16 protein-coding genes are annotated in these 15,810 nt (G+C 66.4%); 13 read left to right on the forward strand and 3 right to left on the reverse strand.

The genetic code is table 11. The features are described 5' to 3' along the window. Positions 1–21: 21 nt before the first annotated feature. From TVC13_RS04020 to TVC13_RS04035, 4 genes are all read left to right on the forward strand, one after another. Positions 22–1,632 carry a bifunctional 3-(3-hydroxy-phenyl)propionate/3-hydroxycinnamic acid hydroxylase gene (locus TVC13_RS04020; RefSeq protein ID WP_422399948.1) on the forward strand — a complete coding sequence of 537 codons (1,611 nt, stop codon included), beginning with the start codon at positions 22–24 and terminating at the stop codon, positions 1,630–1,632. A gap of 12 nt (positions 1,633–1,644) precedes the next feature. Further along, on the forward strand, positions 1,645–2,583 hold the full coding sequence (locus TVC13_RS04025; protein WP_387011842.1) for a hypothetical protein: 939 nt from the start codon (positions 1,645–1,647) through the stop codon (positions 2,581–2,583). A 1-nt stretch (position 2,584) separates the two neighbouring features. Beyond that, positions 2,585–3,439, forward strand: a complete 855-nt coding sequence (locus TVC13_RS04030) for an alpha/beta fold hydrolase (RefSeq protein WP_422399949.1) — start codon at positions 2,585–2,587, stop codon at positions 3,437–3,439. A gap of 87 nt (positions 3,440–3,526) precedes the next feature. Continuing rightward, complete coding sequence (locus TVC13_RS04035) at positions 3,527–4,333, forward strand: IclR family transcriptional regulator domain-containing protein (protein WP_387011839.1); 807 nt, start codon at positions 3,527–3,529, stop codon at positions 4,331–4,333. A gap of 19 nt (positions 4,334–4,352) precedes the next feature. Here the strand turns inward: TVC13_RS04035 and TVC13_RS04040 are convergent, their stop codons facing one another. Beyond that, complete coding sequence (locus TVC13_RS04040; protein ID WP_422399950.1) at positions 4,353–5,240, reverse strand: dihydrodipicolinate synthase family protein; 888 nt, start codon at positions 5,238–5,240, stop codon at positions 4,353–4,355. A gap of 64 nt (positions 5,241–5,304) precedes the next feature. On the opposite strand from TVC13_RS04040, the gene TVC13_RS04045 reads away from it, so the two are divergent. Further along, positions 5,305–6,372, forward strand: a complete 1,068-nt coding sequence (locus TVC13_RS04045) for a serine hydrolase domain-containing protein (protein WP_422399951.1) — start codon at positions 5,305–5,307, stop codon at positions 6,370–6,372. A 274-nt stretch (positions 6,373–6,646) separates the two neighbouring features. On the opposite strand, the gene TVC13_RS04050 is transcribed toward TVC13_RS04045, so the two are convergent. Next, positions 6,647–7,207 (reverse strand): GNAT family N-acetyltransferase, encoded by a 561-nt coding sequence (locus tag TVC13_RS04050; RefSeq protein WP_422399952.1) that lies wholly within the window; start codon positions 7,205–7,207, stop codon positions 6,647–6,649. A gap of 142 nt (positions 7,208–7,349) precedes the next feature. Between TVC13_RS04050 and TVC13_RS04055 the strand changes: the two genes are divergently transcribed. The 8 genes from TVC13_RS04055 to TVC13_RS04090 all read left to right on the forward strand — a co-directional run bounded on the left by TVC13_RS04055 (position 7,350) and on the right by TVC13_RS04090 (position 15,227). Beyond that, positions 7,350–8,870: a SulP family inorganic anion transporter gene (locus TVC13_RS04055; protein WP_422399953.1), complete on the forward strand. Its 1,521-nt coding sequence runs from the start codon at positions 7,350–7,352 to the stop codon at positions 8,868–8,870. 99 nt (positions 8,871–8,969) lie between these two features. Beyond that, entirely contained in the window at positions 8,970–9,854 is an 885-nt protein-coding gene (locus TVC13_RS04060; RefSeq protein ID WP_422399954.1) for an amidohydrolase family protein, read from the forward strand. Beyond that, positions 9,851–11,026, forward strand: a complete 1,176-nt coding sequence (locus tag TVC13_RS04065) for an acyl-CoA dehydrogenase family protein (RefSeq protein WP_422399955.1) — start codon at positions 9,851–9,853, stop codon at positions 11,024–11,026. Before TVC13_RS04060 ends, TVC13_RS04065 begins: the two co-directional genes overlap by 4 nt. 14 nt (positions 11,027–11,040) lie before the next feature. After that, positions 11,041–12,510, forward strand: coding sequence for an AAA family ATPase (locus TVC13_RS04070; protein WP_422399956.1), 1,470 nt, complete (start codon positions 11,041–11,043; stop codon positions 12,508–12,510). 65 nt (positions 12,511–12,575) lie between these two features. Then, positions 12,576–13,046 carry an RNA polymerase sigma factor gene (locus TVC13_RS04075; protein WP_422399957.1) on the forward strand — a complete coding sequence of 157 codons (471 nt, stop codon included), beginning with the start codon at positions 12,576–12,578 and terminating at the stop codon, positions 13,044–13,046. Next, the gene (locus TVC13_RS04080) at positions 13,043–13,642 is read left to right on the forward strand and encodes a methylated-DNA--[protein]-cysteine S-methyltransferase (protein ID WP_422399958.1); all 600 of its coding nucleotides are present in this window, start codon (positions 13,043–13,045) and stop codon (positions 13,640–13,642) included. The genes TVC13_RS04075 and TVC13_RS04080 overlap by 4 nt, the downstream gene beginning before the upstream one ends. Next, a complete protein-coding gene (locus TVC13_RS04085) occupies positions 13,639–14,325 on the forward strand; it encodes an alpha-ketoglutarate-dependent dioxygenase AlkB family protein (RefSeq protein ID WP_422399959.1) in 687 nt (228 codons plus the stop codon). The genes TVC13_RS04080 and TVC13_RS04085 overlap by 4 nt, the downstream gene beginning before the upstream one ends. Beyond that, entirely contained in the window at positions 14,322–15,227 is a 906-nt protein-coding gene (locus TVC13_RS04090; RefSeq protein ID WP_422399960.1) for a DNA-3-methyladenine glycosylase family protein, read from the forward strand. The genes TVC13_RS04085 and TVC13_RS04090 overlap by 4 nt, the downstream gene beginning before the upstream one ends. On the opposite strand, the gene TVC13_RS04095 is transcribed toward TVC13_RS04090, so the two are convergent. After that, positions 15,224–15,607, reverse strand: a complete 384-nt coding sequence (locus TVC13_RS04095) for a DUF1304 domain-containing protein (RefSeq protein WP_422399961.1) — start codon at positions 15,605–15,607, stop codon at positions 15,224–15,226. The two genes, TVC13_RS04090 and TVC13_RS04095, sit on opposite strands and share 4 nt — an antisense overlap. Positions 15,608–15,810: the final 203 nt, after the last annotated feature.

Genomic DNA, 15,810 nt, shown 5'->3' on the forward strand with positions numbered 1-15,810 from the left:
CCCAATCCAGGAGTACTACCAATGAATACCGAAGTCCTTATTGTCGGTGCGGGGCCCTGCGGAGCAACGATCGCCAACCTGCTCGGCGTGTACGGGGTCCGCACCATCCTGCTTGACCGCGCACCCGCCGTCATCGACTATCCCCGCGGCGTGGGCGTGGACGACGAATCCCTGCGTGTCTTCCAGGCCTGCGGCCTGGGCCGGGAAGTCCATGCAGACATGATCCAGAACCAGGCGCTCGTCTGGTTCGATTCGAACCAGACGAAGCTCGCCGAAATCGCTCCTTCGGGACAGCCCTTCGGCTGGCCGCGGCGCAACTCCTTCCTGCAGCCAATGCTGGAGACCAAGCTGCGGACCGGACTGGAGCGTTTCGAGCATGTGCAGCTGCTGCTGGAACGCGAGCTTGTGGGCATGCGGGAAACCGGTGACGGAGTGGAAGCCCACGTCGTCGGGGCTGACGGAACGGAAGAGACAATCACCGCCCAGTATGTGGTGGGAGCTGACGGCGGGCGCAGCACCGTACGCAAGCTGATCGGTGCCGTCCTTGAAGGCAGCACCCTCGGCGCCCGCTGGCTTGTAGTGGACATCAAGGACTCCACCTACCACGCGCCATTCTCCGGCAACTACATCAGCAGCAAACGCCCGTTCGTCTCCATCGACCTCCCCTTCGGATACCGGCGTTTCGAGTTCCGGCTCAACGATGATGAGACGGACGAGCAGATGGTCCGCCCCGAGGCTGTGGAAAAGCTGATCCGCACACACTTCAACTGGACCGGCCCCATGCCCGGCCTGGAACGCTCCAGGGTGTACTCACACCATTCCCGGGTTGCGGACCGGTTCAAGGTGGGACGCGCGTTCCTTGCCGGGGACGCCGCCCACCTGCAGCCGCCGTGGTTTGGGCAGGGCATGAACTCCGGAATCCGGGACGCGGCCAACCTTGCCTGGAAACTTGCCGCCGTCGTCCGCCACGGTGCCGAACCCGGCGTCCTGGAGACCTACGGCCAGGAACGGCGCGGCCACGCCCGGGCCCTGGTGGAACTTGCCACCACCCTGGGCCGTGTCTACGGACCCAAGACGATGGCGGGTGAAAAGCTGCGCAGCTACGGGCTGCGCGCAATGCAGCGGATTCCCGCGACGCGTGACTACCTGCTGCAGATGAAGTTCAAGCCCATGCCGTTTTACGCCGAGGGCGTTGTCCTGGACCCGTCACCGAAGGACCCCGTGGGGCGGATGTTCATCCAGCCCGATGTGGAGCTCCCATCCGGGGAACGCGTGAAGTTCGACGAAGCGGCGGGGGACTGGTTTGCCCTCGTCGGAATCAACACCGATCCCGCTGACCACCTGGATGAGGAGTCCCTTCAGTACTGGCGTTCGCTCGGCGCCCGCTTCCTGCGGGTAAACCGGTCCCGCGCAGGCAGCCACATGCTCAGCGCCGGCTCGGAGACCGTGGTGCTCGACGACGTCCAGGGCGGCTTCCGTGACTGGGCACGTACCAGGGCAGACCGCGACATCATCGTGATCCGGCCGGACCGGTACCTCGCAGCCACGTGCACCGCCGGTCAGGCGAACACGATGACCCGCAGATTCAGTGCGGTGCTGCCGGTAAAGACCAAAACCCTGACGAGCAAGTAAGAGGAGAAGCAGATGGCAGAGATTGTTGGCTATGTCGCCATGTCCCATTCCCCGTTCTGGGATGAATCCTTCGACGTCGAGGGTCCAGGTGCGGACTTCGCAGCCGGTGCGCTGAAGATCAAGGAAAAGGTGCAGGAACTCGCACCGGACCTGGTGGTCATCTTCGGCCCCGATCACATGCGCAACTTTTTCTTCGACCTGATGCCCGCGTTCTGCGTTGGTGCAGGCGAGATTGTCAGTTTCGGAGATTACGGCAGCCACAAGGGATCTGTCCCTTATATGGAGGGAATCGGCCGTAAGGTCGTTGAAAACGTCCGGGAACAGGGTTTTGACCCGGCGTTCTCGCTCCGGATGGGAATCGACCACGGAATCGTCCAGCCCTACGAAGTGCTGCTCCCCGAAAAGACTGTTCCCGTACTGCCCATCATGGTGGACTGCGGTGCGGCCCCCCGGCCCTCCTTCGCCCGGTCCTATGAGTTTGGGCAGGCAGTCGGTAAGGCCATCCGGGAGCTGGAGGAAGACCTTCGGGTGCTGGTCATCTCATCCGGCGGGTTGTCCCACTGGGTCAAGGCATCCTCTCCCTACGACCCTTCGATTGATGCCGAGACCCGGGAATTCCTCATCGACGGGCGGGACACGGTTGTGGAATACAACGCCGCACGCGAGGCAGGTCTGGCCGAGAGAATTGCCCAGGGCGTTGAAGGGGACATCAATGACACCTGGGACCGGGAATTCCTGAAATACCTCACCGGCGGCGACGTCGAGGCGCTGCTGGCAATCAACCCGGACGAAATGGAAGCGGCAGCAGGCAACGGCGCCCATGAGGTGCGCTGCTGGATAGCGGGCCTGGGCGCCTGGGACGGGCCCGTGGAGACCGTGGCATACGAGCCGGTGCACCGCTGGGTGACCGGTATGGGACTGGTCGCGGGTTTCGCGCCGAAGGGAATATGAGATGGAAACTCTGACGATTCCGGACTTCACCACAGATCCGTTTTTCGGTCTGGAGGACGCCTGGGTGGAAACCGCGCCCGGTGAACTGACCCACTATCACGAGCTGGGGGAGGGAACCCCGGTCGTCTTCCTGCATGGGTCAGGCAGCGGCGTCTCGGCTGCGGCCAACTGGTGGCTGAACCTCCCCGAGCTCTCCAAGCACTGCCGGACCATCGCCGTCGACCTGCTGGGGTTCGGGCAGACAATCGAAGCGCCGGACAGCGAGTTCGGCATCAAGGCGTGGGTGGAGCACGTTGTGCGCATCCTGGATGCGCTCGGGATCGAAAAGACCTGGCTGGTCGGCAACTCCCTGGGCGGATGGGTCGCGTTCCAGTTCGCGATCGACCACCCGGAACGTCTGGCGGGGATTATCTCGATGGGAACCGGCGGCGCCCCGCGCACCAAGGCCCTGGCCAGCCACGCGAAGCCGAAGATGACGCCGGACGGGATTCGGCAGGCCCTGCTGGACTTTGTGGTTGACCCGTCCCTGGTATCTGAGGAACTGGTGAATTCGCGCTACGCTGCAGCGTCCCGGGAAGGGGCAACGGAGCGTTTCCGGGCCGTGGTAGCCGCCAGGGATACTGACCGCGAGACTCTGCCCCTGGACATGGATGTGCTCTCCAAACTCGACATCCCGGTGCTGCTTATCCACGGGCGCGAGGACAAAGTCATTCCCATGAGCCGAAGCCTGCAGCTGCTGGACGTCATCCCCCACGCTGACCTTCACCTTTTTTCGCAGTGCGGGCACTGGAGCCAGGTGGAGCGCGCCGAAGATTTCAACAAGGTGGTAGCTTCCTACCTCTCGACGCGCAGTTAGAGTGAAGTTGCCCGGCGGCAGGTCCGGCACATGAATCGACAGAGCATCAGCGCCGGTCTGCCAAAGGGCAGGCCAGAAGGGAGGGGCATGGACCCGAGCAGGTTCGTGCACCCGATCGCCCCCGGAGATTATGTCCAGTCGCTGGACAAAGGACTCTCGGTGATCAAGGCATTCAACAGCGACCGGCGCACCATGACGCTGACGGAAGTCGCGGAGGCTACCGGGCTCTCCAAGCCCAGTGCCAGGCGCTTCCTGCTGACGCTGCAGGCACTGGGCTATGTGAGCCAGGAGGACGGGCGGTTCCGTCTGCGTCCCAGGGTCCTGGACCTGGGCGGTTCCTACCTGACGTCAGGGGAGCTCCCGGCGCTGGTGAATCCCTACCTTTCCGAACTAAACGCGAAGCTGCGCGAGGCATGCTCGGTTGGGGTGCTCGACGGCGACAACGCCGTGTACATCGCCAGGGCCTCTGCGCAGCAGCGCATCATGACGTTCAACGTCCAGGTGGGTACGCGGATCGATCCGGTGATCACCGCCCTGGGGCGGGTCCTGCTGGCGAACCTGCCGCCGGCCGTGCTGCAGGCGTACCTGCAGCGCCGTCAGCAGCTTGCTCCCGCGCCGCAGATCCCGCAGGACGGTGGATTCACCGAAGACCTTGACCGGATCCGCGAGCAGGGCTGGTGCCTTATGGACCAGGAGATCGAAGTCGGAGTGCGCACGATTGCCGCCCCGCTGCGCAACTCGGCGGGGACGGTCATCGCAGGAATCAATGTCGCCGCCCACACCGCCCGCGTCTCGCTGGACCGGCTGCAGGACGAGTTCCTGCCGGAGCTGCTGGACACACAGGCCCGGATCGAGAAGGACCTCGCCGAGTATGGCCCGGACATGCTGGGGTAGCTCCGCGGAAACCGGCCGGCTAGGCGGTTAGCCCCAGCGACTCGACGGCGGCGGCCACCTGCCTGCGCACTTCCGCTTCCAGCCCCCGCAGCGGAAGCGGCAGGCAGTTCTGCGCGGCCAGGCCCAGGTGCTCTGTGGTGGCAGCGATCACCCGGAGGCTGCCATGTTCAGCGAAGAGCTTCCACAGAGGCGACAGGTGAGCAGACTCTGCTGCGGCGTCGTCGTGCCGGCCCTCGGTAACGGCACGCATGATCCTGCAGGCAGGTTCAGGCAGTGTGCCTGCCAGAACTGAATACCAGGTGTCGCAGCCGGCATTCAAGGCGTCTGCGGCGGCTGCGTCGCCCGAGATTCCAATGCTCACATGCTCCGGAATGACGGCACGGACTTCTGCGACTCGTGCGGCAGCAGCGGCAGCGGAAACCGGGGGAATCTTGAGGGAGGCTATGCCGGGCAGCTCGGTGATCTTTCCGTAGAGCGCGGTGCTGAACGTGAAATGGGTCGTGCCGGGGTTGTCGTAAACAATGACCGGCAAATCCGTAGCGGCCGTGACATCGCGGAACAGGCCGTACACGTCCTCGTCCGTCAGCACCTGGTAGCTCACCGGAGCCAGCAGGATTCCGGCGGCACCGGCTTCCTCGGCGCAGCGGAGATTGGCCAGGACCTGAGAAGTGCGCAGGGCCCCGACGCCGACGATCAGCGGTTTCGATCCCCTATAAGCGGCGGCCAGCTGTACGACGCGCCGGCGCTCTTCCGGGCTCAGGTAGGCGTAGGAACCGGTGGAGCCCAGCACCGCGATCGAATCGACCTCCGACTCCGCCACCCGGCTCACCAGGGCAGAGAAGGAAGCCTCATCCACGGCGTCGTCCTGCAGCGGTGTCAGGGGGAAAGCGCTCAGGCCGGTAAACAAAATGCGAACTCCTTCCGGTACCCGCAGCGAACAGGCATTTTCCGCTGCGCATTAGTATTCGGTTATGTTCCCAGACACTGTTCTTCCCGCCGTGGACCGGATCCTTTATGACGCCGCGTCCCGTCATGATTTCTCCGGAACTGTCCAGCTGGCCCGCGGCGGCCGGGTCCTCCACGAAGGCGCCTACGGTGTGGCCTCCCGCCGCTGGAATGTGCCGGTCTCACTGGGTACGCGGTTCGACGTCGCTTCCATCACCAAGCTGTTCACCTCCGTCGCCGTGCTGCAGCAGGTGGACGCCGGGACTCTGGCGCTTGATTCCCCAATTGGCCGGTTCGTTGCGCTGGAGGGCACCCGGGTAGATCCGAAGATCACCATCGGGCAGCTCCTGACCCATACCTCCGGCATCGGCGACGATGCCGATGAAGAAGCCGGCGAATCCTACGAAGACCTCTGGGTGGACAAACCCACCTACTCGGTCACAAAGACCGCAGATTTTCTGCCGCAGTTCGTGCACAAGGAGCCAAACTTCGCACCGGGAAACGGTTGCCGTTACTGCAACTGCGGCTACATCCTCGCCGGGCTGGCGCTGGAAGCCGTTACCGGTACGAGCTACCGGGACTACGTCCGGGAACATGTCTTCGGTGCGGCGGGTATGCAGGATTCCGGCTTCTTTTCCATGCGCGACGCCGCCCCTAATGTCGCCGAGGGATGGGACCCGGTCCGCGACGAGGCCGGGACAGTGGTCTCCTGGCGGCAGAACATTTTCAGCTACCCGCCGATCGGCTCTCCCGACGGGGGAGCGCACGCGACGGCGGCGGACCTGGTCCGGTTCCTCGACGCCGTCCGGGACGGAAAGCTGCTGTCCGCCGAATCCACTGCCGCGTTCCTGAGCCCGCAGGTCAAGCACTCGGATTTGGAGGCCGGTGAGCTGCACTACGGCTACGGACTGGAATTCCGGCTGGACGCAGACGGGAGCACCAGCCTGCTTTACAAGGACGGCATCAACGCCGGGGTCAGCGCATTCCTGGGGTATTACCCCGAAGCAGATCTGACCCTTGCCCTGGTATCCAACTCGGAGGACGGAGCGTGGGCGCCGCTAAAGGAGATCAGTGGCCTGCTGCAGGCTGGCTGAGTTTTTCCTTTGGGTTTGCGTAGAGCGCGTCAAGGCGGCGAGAGGCATCCGGCGCTGCGGGGAAGAAGCCGCCAACGGTTCGCTCCGTTTGGGGACAATCCATCGAGTCTGGGACTCTCCTGCCATTTTGGGACTTTCCTGCCGCGGAGCCGCGCAGGAAAGTCCCGACGGGGCAGGGAAGTCCCCAAACGCAGGAAATCGTGGCGGCACCACACTGTCCACCTGGCCAGCCGAGCCCAATCCGGAGGGATATCCCGAGACGAACGAACGAGTTTTACGGTCCGCCGGACCGTGTGGCCGAGAAAACCAGCATGTCCCTCTGCCCACCCCCGGCCAGCTGATAACCGCTGCGGAAGCCCTGCCTCGTGTATCCGGACCGTTCGGCTGTCCGAATGGATCCGGCGTTCCACGGCTCAATGAACAGGTCTATTCGATCTAGGCCGGCCAGCGACCAGGCGAAACCGGTCAGTGCGGTGAGCGCCTCGACGGCAAATCCACTCCGTCGAAAGGGTGGGGCAATGGCATAACCGGCGCTCGCATAGCCGTCGGCCAGATGTGACAGCCACAGACCGCAGTGCCCTACCGGGACGCGGGCACCGACGTCCTCGATTGTGAAGGAGAAGCCCCTGCCTTCGCTGTGCCGGTGCTGCTGGCGCTTCACCCAAGCCAGCGCTTCGTCCCTGTCCGCGCGGTATGGGAGAGTTCCCGTCGCAGAGACGTAGGGATCCTCGGCCAGCGCCATTGCCATGCCGGCATCGGACTCGCATACGGCACGCAGGCTGACCCAGCCATGGCTGGGTGCAGGGGAGGGCCAGGGCGGCAGGGGTTCAGGCATGGCACCCATTATTGCCAGACGTGCCCGCTGCCGCGGGGAATCGGGGCGGCGGCTGCGGCGGTAATCTGGAACCGGATCCGATGAACGGCCCCGGCACTCCGCCCCGGCCGCCGGATTTCCCCGCACTCGAAATGGAACCGCCTTGTCCCTTCCTGCCCCAGGCCCTGCACACCTCCCCGCACCGGACACCGCCCCCGCACCCCGGCAGACGGTGCTGAGCACCCTGCGTTCGCCGCGGCTGCTGAAAACCGAAGTTCTGGCGGGGCTCGTCGTCGCGCTGGCGCTCATTCCGGAGGCGATCGCGTTCTCGGTGATTGCCGGCGTTGATCCGCGCATGGGCCTGTTCGCGTCCTTTACCATGGCCGTCACCATTGCCTTCGTCGGCGGCCGGCCGGCCATGATTTCCGCGGCTACCGGCGCAGTCGCCCTGGTGATCGCGCCCGTGGTGGCCACCTACGGGGTCGAATACCTGGTGCCAACGGTGATCCTGGCCGGGATCCTGCAGATCCTGCTGGCCCTGGTGGGCGTCGCGAAGCTGATGCGGTTCATCCCCCGTTCAGTGATGGTTGGCTTCGTGAACGCACTCGCCATCCTGGTGTTTTCCTCGCAGCTGCCTGAGCTGATTGGCGTGCCGTGGCTGGTTTACCCGGTTGTCGCCGTCGGGCTCCTGATTGTGTTCCTGCTGCCGCGGCTGACGACGGCGGTGCCCGCCCCGCTCGTGGCGATTGTCCTGCTCACGATCGCGGCGGTTGCCGCGGGCTGGAACATTCCCACGGTGGGGGACAAGGGTGAGCTGCCGGAGTCGCTTCCGGCGCTGCTGTTCCCGGACGTGCCGCTGACCCTTGAAACCCTGGAGCGGATCCTGCCCTACGCAGTGGCCATGGCGTTCGTCGGGCTGCTCGAATCCCTGCTCACCGCCAAGCTGGTGGATGACATCACGGACACGCGTTCGTCGAAGCCGCGGGAAGCGGCCGGGCAGGGCATCGCCAACATTGTCACCGGGTTCTTCGGCGGCATGGGCGGCTGCGCCGTCGTCGGCCAGACCATGATGAACGTGAAAGCCTCCGGCGCGCGCACCCGGATCTCGACGTTCCTGGCCGGAGTTTTCCTGCTGGTCCTGGTGGTGGTGCTCGGCGACGTGGTGGCTCTGATTCCCATGGCCGCGCTGGTCGCCGTGATGATTTTCGTGGCCTGGGCCGCGTTCGACTGGCACAGCATCCGACCCTCCACCCTGCGCCGCATGCCCAAATCGGAGACCGCCGTCATGCTGATTACCGTGCTGGCCACGGTGATCACGCACAACCTGGCGATCGGCGTGGGGGCCGGCGTGCTGGCCGCCATGGTGCTGTTCGCCCGGCGTGTGGCCCACTTTGTGACCGTGCAGCGCACGCTGGCGGACGACGGCGGCACGGTCACGTACCTGGTGCACGGCGAGCTCTTCTTCGCCTCCTCCAATGACCTCTACACGCAGTTCGAGTACGCACTGGATCCCAGCGAGGTGGTGATCGACATGAGTGGGTCGCATGTCTGGGACGCCTCGACGGTCGCGGCATTGGATTCAATCGCGGAGAAGTACCGCTCGCGCGGCAAGTCCGTGGAAATCACCGGGCTCAACCAGGCGTCGGCCTTCATCCGGGACAGGCTTACCGGCGAGCTGCCCTAGCCCCGTAGCCGAAAGGGCGGAAAACCGTTGACTTTCTCAACTAATGTCGACAGGATGGGGTAAATCCGCTGGTCAGCTGCAACAGGAAGTGCCCCATTCATGGTTTACACACTCGGCCTCGACGTCGCGGCCCTGGATGCCATTGACACCCACGTCCACATTGAAGTGGATGATCACGGGCACAACGCCCTTCCCCAGCCGCTGGTCGACGCGGCGTCCAAGCACTTCAAGACGGACGGCCCCCGCCCCGGCCTGGATGAGATTGCGGCCTATTACCGGGAGCGGAAGACCGCCGCCGTCGTCTTCACTGTCGACGCATCAAAGGCACTGGGGCACCCGCCGAACTCCAGCGAGGACATTGCCGAAGGCGCCGCCCGCAACAACGATGTCCTGATCCCGTTCGGCTCGGTGGACCCCACCTCCGGTACGGACGCACTTGCCCGCGCCAGGGTGCTGGCCGGGGACTACGGGGTGCGCGGATTCAAGTTCCACCCCACCGTGCAGAACTTCGATCCAAGTGACCGCAGCTTCTATCCGCTCTGGTCCCTGATCCAGGACCTCGGAGTTCCGGCCCTCTTCCACACCGGCCAGACCGGCATTGGGTCCGGCCTCCCGGGCGGATTCGGCCTGAAGCTGGGCCTCTCCAACCCCATGCTGCTCGACGCCGTGGCTGCGGACTTCCCTGACCTGCAGATCATCATGGCGCACCCTTCGGTGCCCTGGCAGGATGAGGCGATTGCCGTCGCCACGCACAAGGCCAACGTCTGGATCGACCTCTCCGGCTGGTCGCCCAAGTACTTCCCGGCGAACCTGGTGCGGCACGCTAATTCGCTGCTGCAGGACAAAGTCCTCTTTGGCTCGGACTATCCGCTGATCACACCCGACCGGTGGCGCCGGGACTTCGACGCCCTGGACATGAAGGACGCGGTCCGGCCCAAGATCCTGAAGGAGAACGCGGTCCGGCTGCTCGGGCTGGGATCATGACGGACCTCTACGGCTCCGACCGGTACGGCTACGCCGAACTCCTCTCCGCTCCGGAACTTGAGGTCCTGTCCAAGCTGCGCACGGTCCTGGATGAACAGGTCTCCCCGCTGCTGGCCGGGTACTGGGAAGCCGGAGAATTCCCGGAACAGATCCGCCAGCCGCTCGTGGACCTGAACCTGATGGCCCCCGACGGTGCGACTGACAGCCAGGGCCGCACCTCCGCGCTTTACGGCGGGTTCCGGAACTTTGAACTGGCCCGCACGGACGCCTCCGTGGCCACGTACTACAACGCGCAGTCCGGCCTGTTCCGCTCCACTGTGCTGCACGGCGGCAGCCCGGAGCAGGCAGCCGAGCTGGACCCGAAGATCCGCTCCTTCGAGTACACCGGTGTCTTCGCGCTCACCGAACCGGAGCACGGATCGGACATTGCCGGCGGCCTGGCGACCTCCGCCCGCCGTGACGGGGACAGCTGGATCATCAACGGCGCCAAGCGCTGGATCGGCGGTGCCGGGACCGCCGATGTGCTGGCCGTCTTCGCGCGGGACGCCGCCGACGGGCAGGTCAAGGCGTTCCTGGTACCGCGGGAAGCCGAGGGCGTCACGCTCACGAAGATCCTGCACAAGACCTCGCTGCGGATGATGCAGAACTTCGACATTGAACTGCGCGGGGTACGGGTGCCGGACTCCGCCCGGCTGGCGGGCATCAACTCGTTCAGGGACGTTGCTTCCCTCATGCGCCGGCTGCGCTCCGACGTCGCCTGGATAGCCACCGGCATGCAGGCCGGCGCCTACGAGGCAGCCGTCCGGTACACCCTGGAGCGCGAGCAGTTCGGTAAGCCGCTGGCCTCCTTCCAGCTCACCCAGCAGAAACTCGCCACCATGCTGGCGAACCTGACGGCCTCGCTGGGAATGGTGGTCCGCCTGACCCAGCGCCAGGAAGAAGGCATCTTCCGGGACGAGGACTCAGCCATGGCCAAGATGTTCACGTGCACCTCCCTCCGGGAGACCGCCGCACTGGCGCGCGAAGTCGTCGGCGGTAACGGGATCACGCTGGACACCGGCGTCGCGCGTTTCCATGCGGACGCGGAAGCGGTCTACTCCTACGAAGGCACGCATGACATCAACGCCCTGATTCTGGGCCGCTCAATCGCAGGTGTGGGCGCCTTCCACTGATAGGGTCTGCGGCCATGGAGAAAAACCTCGCCGACTTCCTGGCCAGTTTTAACACCGCCGTCGAACTGGCCCAGCAGCAGCGTGCCGCGTCCTCAGACCGGCAGCGCCTTCGGGATGCCCTCAGCGACCACCTCGGGCTGCCTGCCCAGGACGTGCCGATCGTGGTGGAATCGATTCCGTTCCACCGCTTTGCCGACGTGGACATTGCCATGGAACAGATAGCTGCCCAGGACCCGGAGAGTACGCTGATCGGCCTCGGCGGGGGACAGCAGCGTCAGCACCTCGGTCTCTCCGACATTGTGCAGGAGGAAGGCTATGGGTATATCCCGGTGGGCCAGCCGGACTTCGTCAACATTGCAGTCGGACCCGACAGCAGCCGGGAAGCGGTAGGCCTCGGTGTGCGGCTCTTCTCGCACGGCGGGGTCCCGGTAGCCGTCCTGCAAAGAAAGGGCGATCCGCAGACTGGCAGCCCCGACGTGCAGCTGGCCGTTATGGCGGCCGAGCGTCCCGCCGCGGCAGCTGTCCTGGCAGCCGTCCAGGAGCACCTGAGGGTCCACAGCATCCTGCGGGGCCAGGTCATCTCCCTTGGCTTCGATCCCTACGGGCCCGGCGGTGCAGGCGTGAATTTCCTGCAGCGCCCCTCGCTCCCGAGGGACAAGGTAATCCTGCCCGACGGCGTCCTCGAGAGGGTCCGCAGCCACGTCCTGGGTATCGCCGGGCACCGGGGACGCCTGCAGGCCGCCGGCCAGCACCTCAAACGCGGAGTCCTGCTCTACGGCCCGCCCGGGACAGGGAAAACGCACACCGTCCGGCACCTGCTCAGCGAGAGTCCGGGCACGACGGCGGTCCTGCTCACCGGCGCTGCGCTCGGCGCCATCTCGCAGGCGGCGAGCCTCGCCCGTGCCATGGCTCCGTCCCTGGTGGTCCTGGAGGACATCGACCTGGTCGCCGAAGACCGCAGCATGGGCCACGGACCGCAGCCGCTGCTCTTTCAGGTCCTTGATGCCCTGGACGGACTCGACGCCGACGCAGACATCGCCTTCATTATGACCACCAACCGGGTGGACGTCCTGGAGCCCGCCCTGGCCCAGCGTCCCGGGCGGGTGGATCTCGCCGTCGAAATTCCGCTGCCCGGTTCGGCGGACCGCGTCCGGCTCATGGAGCTCTACGCTCCCGCCGGCGTGTTTTCCCCGGGTGCCCTCGCAGCGGTGGCGGAACAGGCCGACGGCGCGACGGCGTCATTTGCCCGGGAGCTGGTGCGCCGTGCCATCCTCGCGGCAGCTGAAGCCGGAGAAGATCCTGCGGACGGGCACCTTCTTGCTGCTGCGGCGGACCTGTCCGGGCAGCGCGAAGCCATGACCCGCTCGCTGCTGGGTGGAACGGATCCATCCGCCGGGTTCGCTGCGAACGGTGCGGGGCCTTCGTCCGCGGGGCCTTCGTCCGCCGGGCCCGGTCCCGGCTGGGAGTACGGGCCGCTGAGGTGACGTGATGGCGGCGGCGGGCACCGGCCTCACAAAACACCGCTGCCGCGCGTCTACAGTATGTGGAAGTGAAACCGTTCGAAGCGATCGTCAGGGAACACGGGGCCGTGGTGCTGCGCGTCTGCCGGGCTGTCCTGGGGCCGGACGACGCCGAGGACGCGTGGTCGGAGACGTTCCTCGCGGCGCTGCGCGCCTACCCCTCGCTGCCCCCGGGCGCGAATGTGCAGGCCTGGCTGGTGACGATCGCCAAACGCAAAGCGATTGACGTCCACAGGGCTGCTGCGCGCCGTCCGGTCCTGGTCCCCGAACTGCCGGACCGCGGCGGGGCTGCGCCGGGGCCCGGCGAGCACGACGGACTGTGGGCCGCACTCCGGACCCTGCCGCAGCGCCAGCGCGAAACCCTGGCCTACCATCACCTGGCCGGACTGCCCTTCGCGGAAGTCGCCGTCCTCCTGGACAGCACGGAAGCCGCGTGCCGGCGGGCAGCAGCCGACGGCATAAAGAAACTTCGAGCCCTGGAAACGGAGGAACTGCGATGACCCCGGATACCCTAACCGGCCTGAGTGCAGGTGAAGACGCAGCCCTTGCCCGCCTGCACACCCGGCTCACAAGTGCCGCGCAGGAGCAGGACCTGCTGGACGTCGCCTACACCGTGATGCGCTCACCGGTGGGTGAGCTGCTGCTCGCCGCTACCCCGGCGGGCCTGGTGCGGGTCGGGTTCGGACTTGAAGGGCACGACGCCGTGCTGGCGCAGCTGGCGCTGCGGGTGAGCCCGCGGATCCTGGAAGCTCCGGGCCGCCTCGCCGAGCCGGTCCGCCAGCTGGAGGAGTATTTCGCCGGCAACCGTAAAGAGTTCAACTTGGAGCTCGACTTCCGCCTGGCCACCGGATTCCGGCGCATCGTCGTCGAACGCCTGCCGGACATCGGCTACGGCTCGACCGCCAGCTATGCGGCCCTCGCGGCCCTTGCCGGGAACCCCGGGGCCGTCCGGGCGGCGGGCACGGCATGCGCCCGGAATCCGCTGCCGGTGGTGGTGCCCTGCCATCGGGTGGTGCGCTCGGACGGGAAGATCGGCAACTACCTGGGCGGCACGGAAGCCAAAGCCGCCCTTCTGGCGATGGAGGCTGCAGCATGACCGGACAGCTGTTCCCCCGCGAACGCTCCGCACCCTCAGCAGGGGCTGTGCACGTACCCGGCTGGCTGGAACCGTCCCGCCAGCGCGACATTGTTGAAGCGTGCCGGGCCTGGGCGGTGGGGCCGGTCCCCATGCGCTCCGCGGTGCTGCCCGGCGGGCACAGGATGTCCGTCCAGACCGTCTGCCTCGGCTGGCACTGGCAGCCCTACAAATACACGCGAACAGCCGACGACGCCGGCGGCGGCCGGGTTGCCGGCGTCCCCGGCTGGTTGGTCGAACTGGGCCGTGATGCCGTCCGCGCCGCGTACTTCGCAGAAGGGGAAGCAGGCTACGCGCCGGACATCATCGCCCCGGAGGACTACACTCCCGACACTGCGTTGATCAACTTCTATGCCCACGGCGCGCACATGGGGATGCACCAGGACAAGGATGAACGTTCCAGCGCTCCCGTGGTGTCCTTCAGCATTGGCGACACCTGCATATTCCGTTTCGGGAATACACAGACCCGCACCAGGCCCTACACCGATCTTGAGCTCGTTTCGGGGGACCTGTTCGTCTTCGGCGGTCCCTCCCGGTTCGCCTACCACGGCGTACCCAAGACCCTGCCCGGCACGGCCGATCCGGAGACCGGCCTCGACTCGGGGCGGATCAACATCACCCTGCGGATGACCGGACTCCAGTGACGGCGAACGCCGCGGGCGATCCCGCCTGGCGCAGCCACAGGCTCCCAGCGCAGGAGCCGTTCCCCTGGATTCCGCTGGTCCGCAGCCTCGCTGCGCACGCAGTTCCCGGACTTGAATCCGTGCAGTTCGACGGCGCGGCCGCCTCGGTCACCCGGCTGCTGCCGGCGCCCGGGGGGCCGAGACTGGGAAGCCCGGTGCTGGCCGAGTCCGGCTTCGGAGCGCCGTACAGTGTGACGGTCCGGCTGGCGGGCGGGGACCCAGCGGACGACGCCGCGCTGCTGGCCGGGCTGCGCCGCTGGCTGGACCTGGACGCACCTGCTGCCGCCGTCGACGGGTTTCTCTCCGGTTTTCCGGTTCTGGCTCCGCTGGTCCGGGCGCGGCCGGGACTGCGGATCCCCGGCGCAGTGGACCCCTGGGAAACTGCCGTGCTGACCGTGCTGGGACAGCAGGTCTCACTGGCTGCGGCACGGACCTTCGGATCCCGGCTGGTTGCGGAATTCGGCACCCCCGGGCCCGGCGGTTTTAGGCTCTTTCCGACCCCGCAGCGCCTCGCCGGGACCAGTGCAGGCGAACTGCAGTCCGCCGTGCGGATCACCGGTTCCCGGGCAAGGACCATCCAGGCCTTGGCAGAAGCAGCGGCCGGCGGGCTCCAGGTAGCAGGAACCGGGGCGGGCACCCGTGCTGCCCTGCTTGCGCTGCCCGGAATCGGCCCCTGGACGGTTGACTACCTTGAGGTACGGGCCGCCGCTAACCGGGATGCGTTCGTGCCCGGCGACCTGGTGCTGCGGCGTGCTCTCGGCGTCGAGCACCCTCGGGAAGCTGCGGCACTCGCGGAACCGTGGCGGCCCTGGCGTGCCTACGCCCTGTTCCACCTCTGGACGGCCGCAGCCTACGACCGCTAGGACGCCATAAGAGTTAGCAGCAGAGCGAGCAGCGCCGGAATACCCCGGATCATCGCGATCCGCGCCAGCGGCCACCTGCTCGCCAGCAGCACCACCGCCGCCAGGACCATGCACGCGGTGGAGAAGCTGATCAGCGTCACACCCGCCACGGCATTGCTCACTCCCAGCAGCAGCACGCCCAGCACCGCCCCGACGCCAAGGAACAGGTTGTAAAAACCCTGTGTGTAGGCCAGCGGCTGGGTGGTCTCGGCATCCTCGGGGGATGTGATCCCATACACGCCCATGGTCTCCGGAATATTCCAGCGCATGGATTCAAGCACAAAGAAATAGAAGTGCACTGCGGCGGAAACCAGGGTGAAAACTGCGGCAGCGACCAGCATAAAACCCCCTCGGGGCGGGGACCGCACTGCCGGGTGCCTGCTCGCCAACCGGTCCACTGCGGTCCGCGGTCCGGCTCATCCTCCCACCCGCGGCGGCGCCCGGCCAAGGGTGGGCTGCAGTCCCGGTTGGCGGTGGAGACTAATCGGCCGCTAGCCTTGAACTGGTGGCGGCACCGCCGTGCCCGGTGGCACGGCCATCCGTC

The organism is Arthrobacter sp. 3Tela_A (assembly GCF_049311025.1).
Taxonomy (GTDB): Bacteria; Actinomycetota; Actinomycetes; order Actinomycetales; family Micrococcaceae; genus Arthrobacter_B.

Coding starts and splice junctions, on each gene's coding strand:
- TVC13_RS04065 (WP_422399955.1), top strand. CDS start 9,851: ATGACGGACCTCTACGGCTCCGACCGGTACGGCTACGCCGAACTCCTC.
- TVC13_RS04050 (WP_422399952.1), bottom strand. CDS start 7,207: ATGCCTGAACCCCTGCCGCCCTGGCCCTCCCCTGCACCCAGCCATGGC.
- TVC13_RS04020 (WP_422399948.1), top strand. CDS start 22: ATGAATACCGAAGTCCTTATTGTCGGTGCGGGGCCCTGCGGAGCAACG.
- TVC13_RS04095 (WP_422399961.1), bottom strand. CDS start 15,607: ATGCTGGTCGCTGCCGCAGTTTTCACCCTGGTTTCCGCCGCAGTGCAC.
- TVC13_RS04080 (WP_422399958.1), top strand. CDS start 13,043: ATGACCCCGGATACCCTAACCGGCCTGAGTGCAGGTGAAGACGCAGCC.
- TVC13_RS04085 (WP_422399959.1), top strand. CDS start 13,639: ATGACCGGACAGCTGTTCCCCCGCGAACGCTCCGCACCCTCAGCAGGG.
- TVC13_RS04060 (WP_422399954.1), top strand. CDS start 8,970: ATGGTTTACACACTCGGCCTCGACGTCGCGGCCCTGGATGCCATTGAC.
- TVC13_RS04045 (WP_422399951.1), top strand. CDS start 5,305: ATGTTCCCAGACACTGTTCTTCCCGCCGTGGACCGGATCCTTTATGAC.
- TVC13_RS04030 (WP_422399949.1), top strand. CDS start 2,585: ATGGAAACTCTGACGATTCCGGACTTCACCACAGATCCGTTTTTCGGT.
- TVC13_RS04035 (WP_387011839.1), top strand. CDS start 3,527: ATGGACCCGAGCAGGTTCGTGCACCCGATCGCCCCCGGAGATTATGTC.
- TVC13_RS04025 (WP_387011842.1), top strand. CDS start 1,645: ATGGCAGAGATTGTTGGCTATGTCGCCATGTCCCATTCCCCGTTCTGG.
- TVC13_RS04070 (WP_422399956.1), top strand. CDS start 11,041: ATGGAGAAAAACCTCGCCGACTTCCTGGCCAGTTTTAACACCGCCGTC.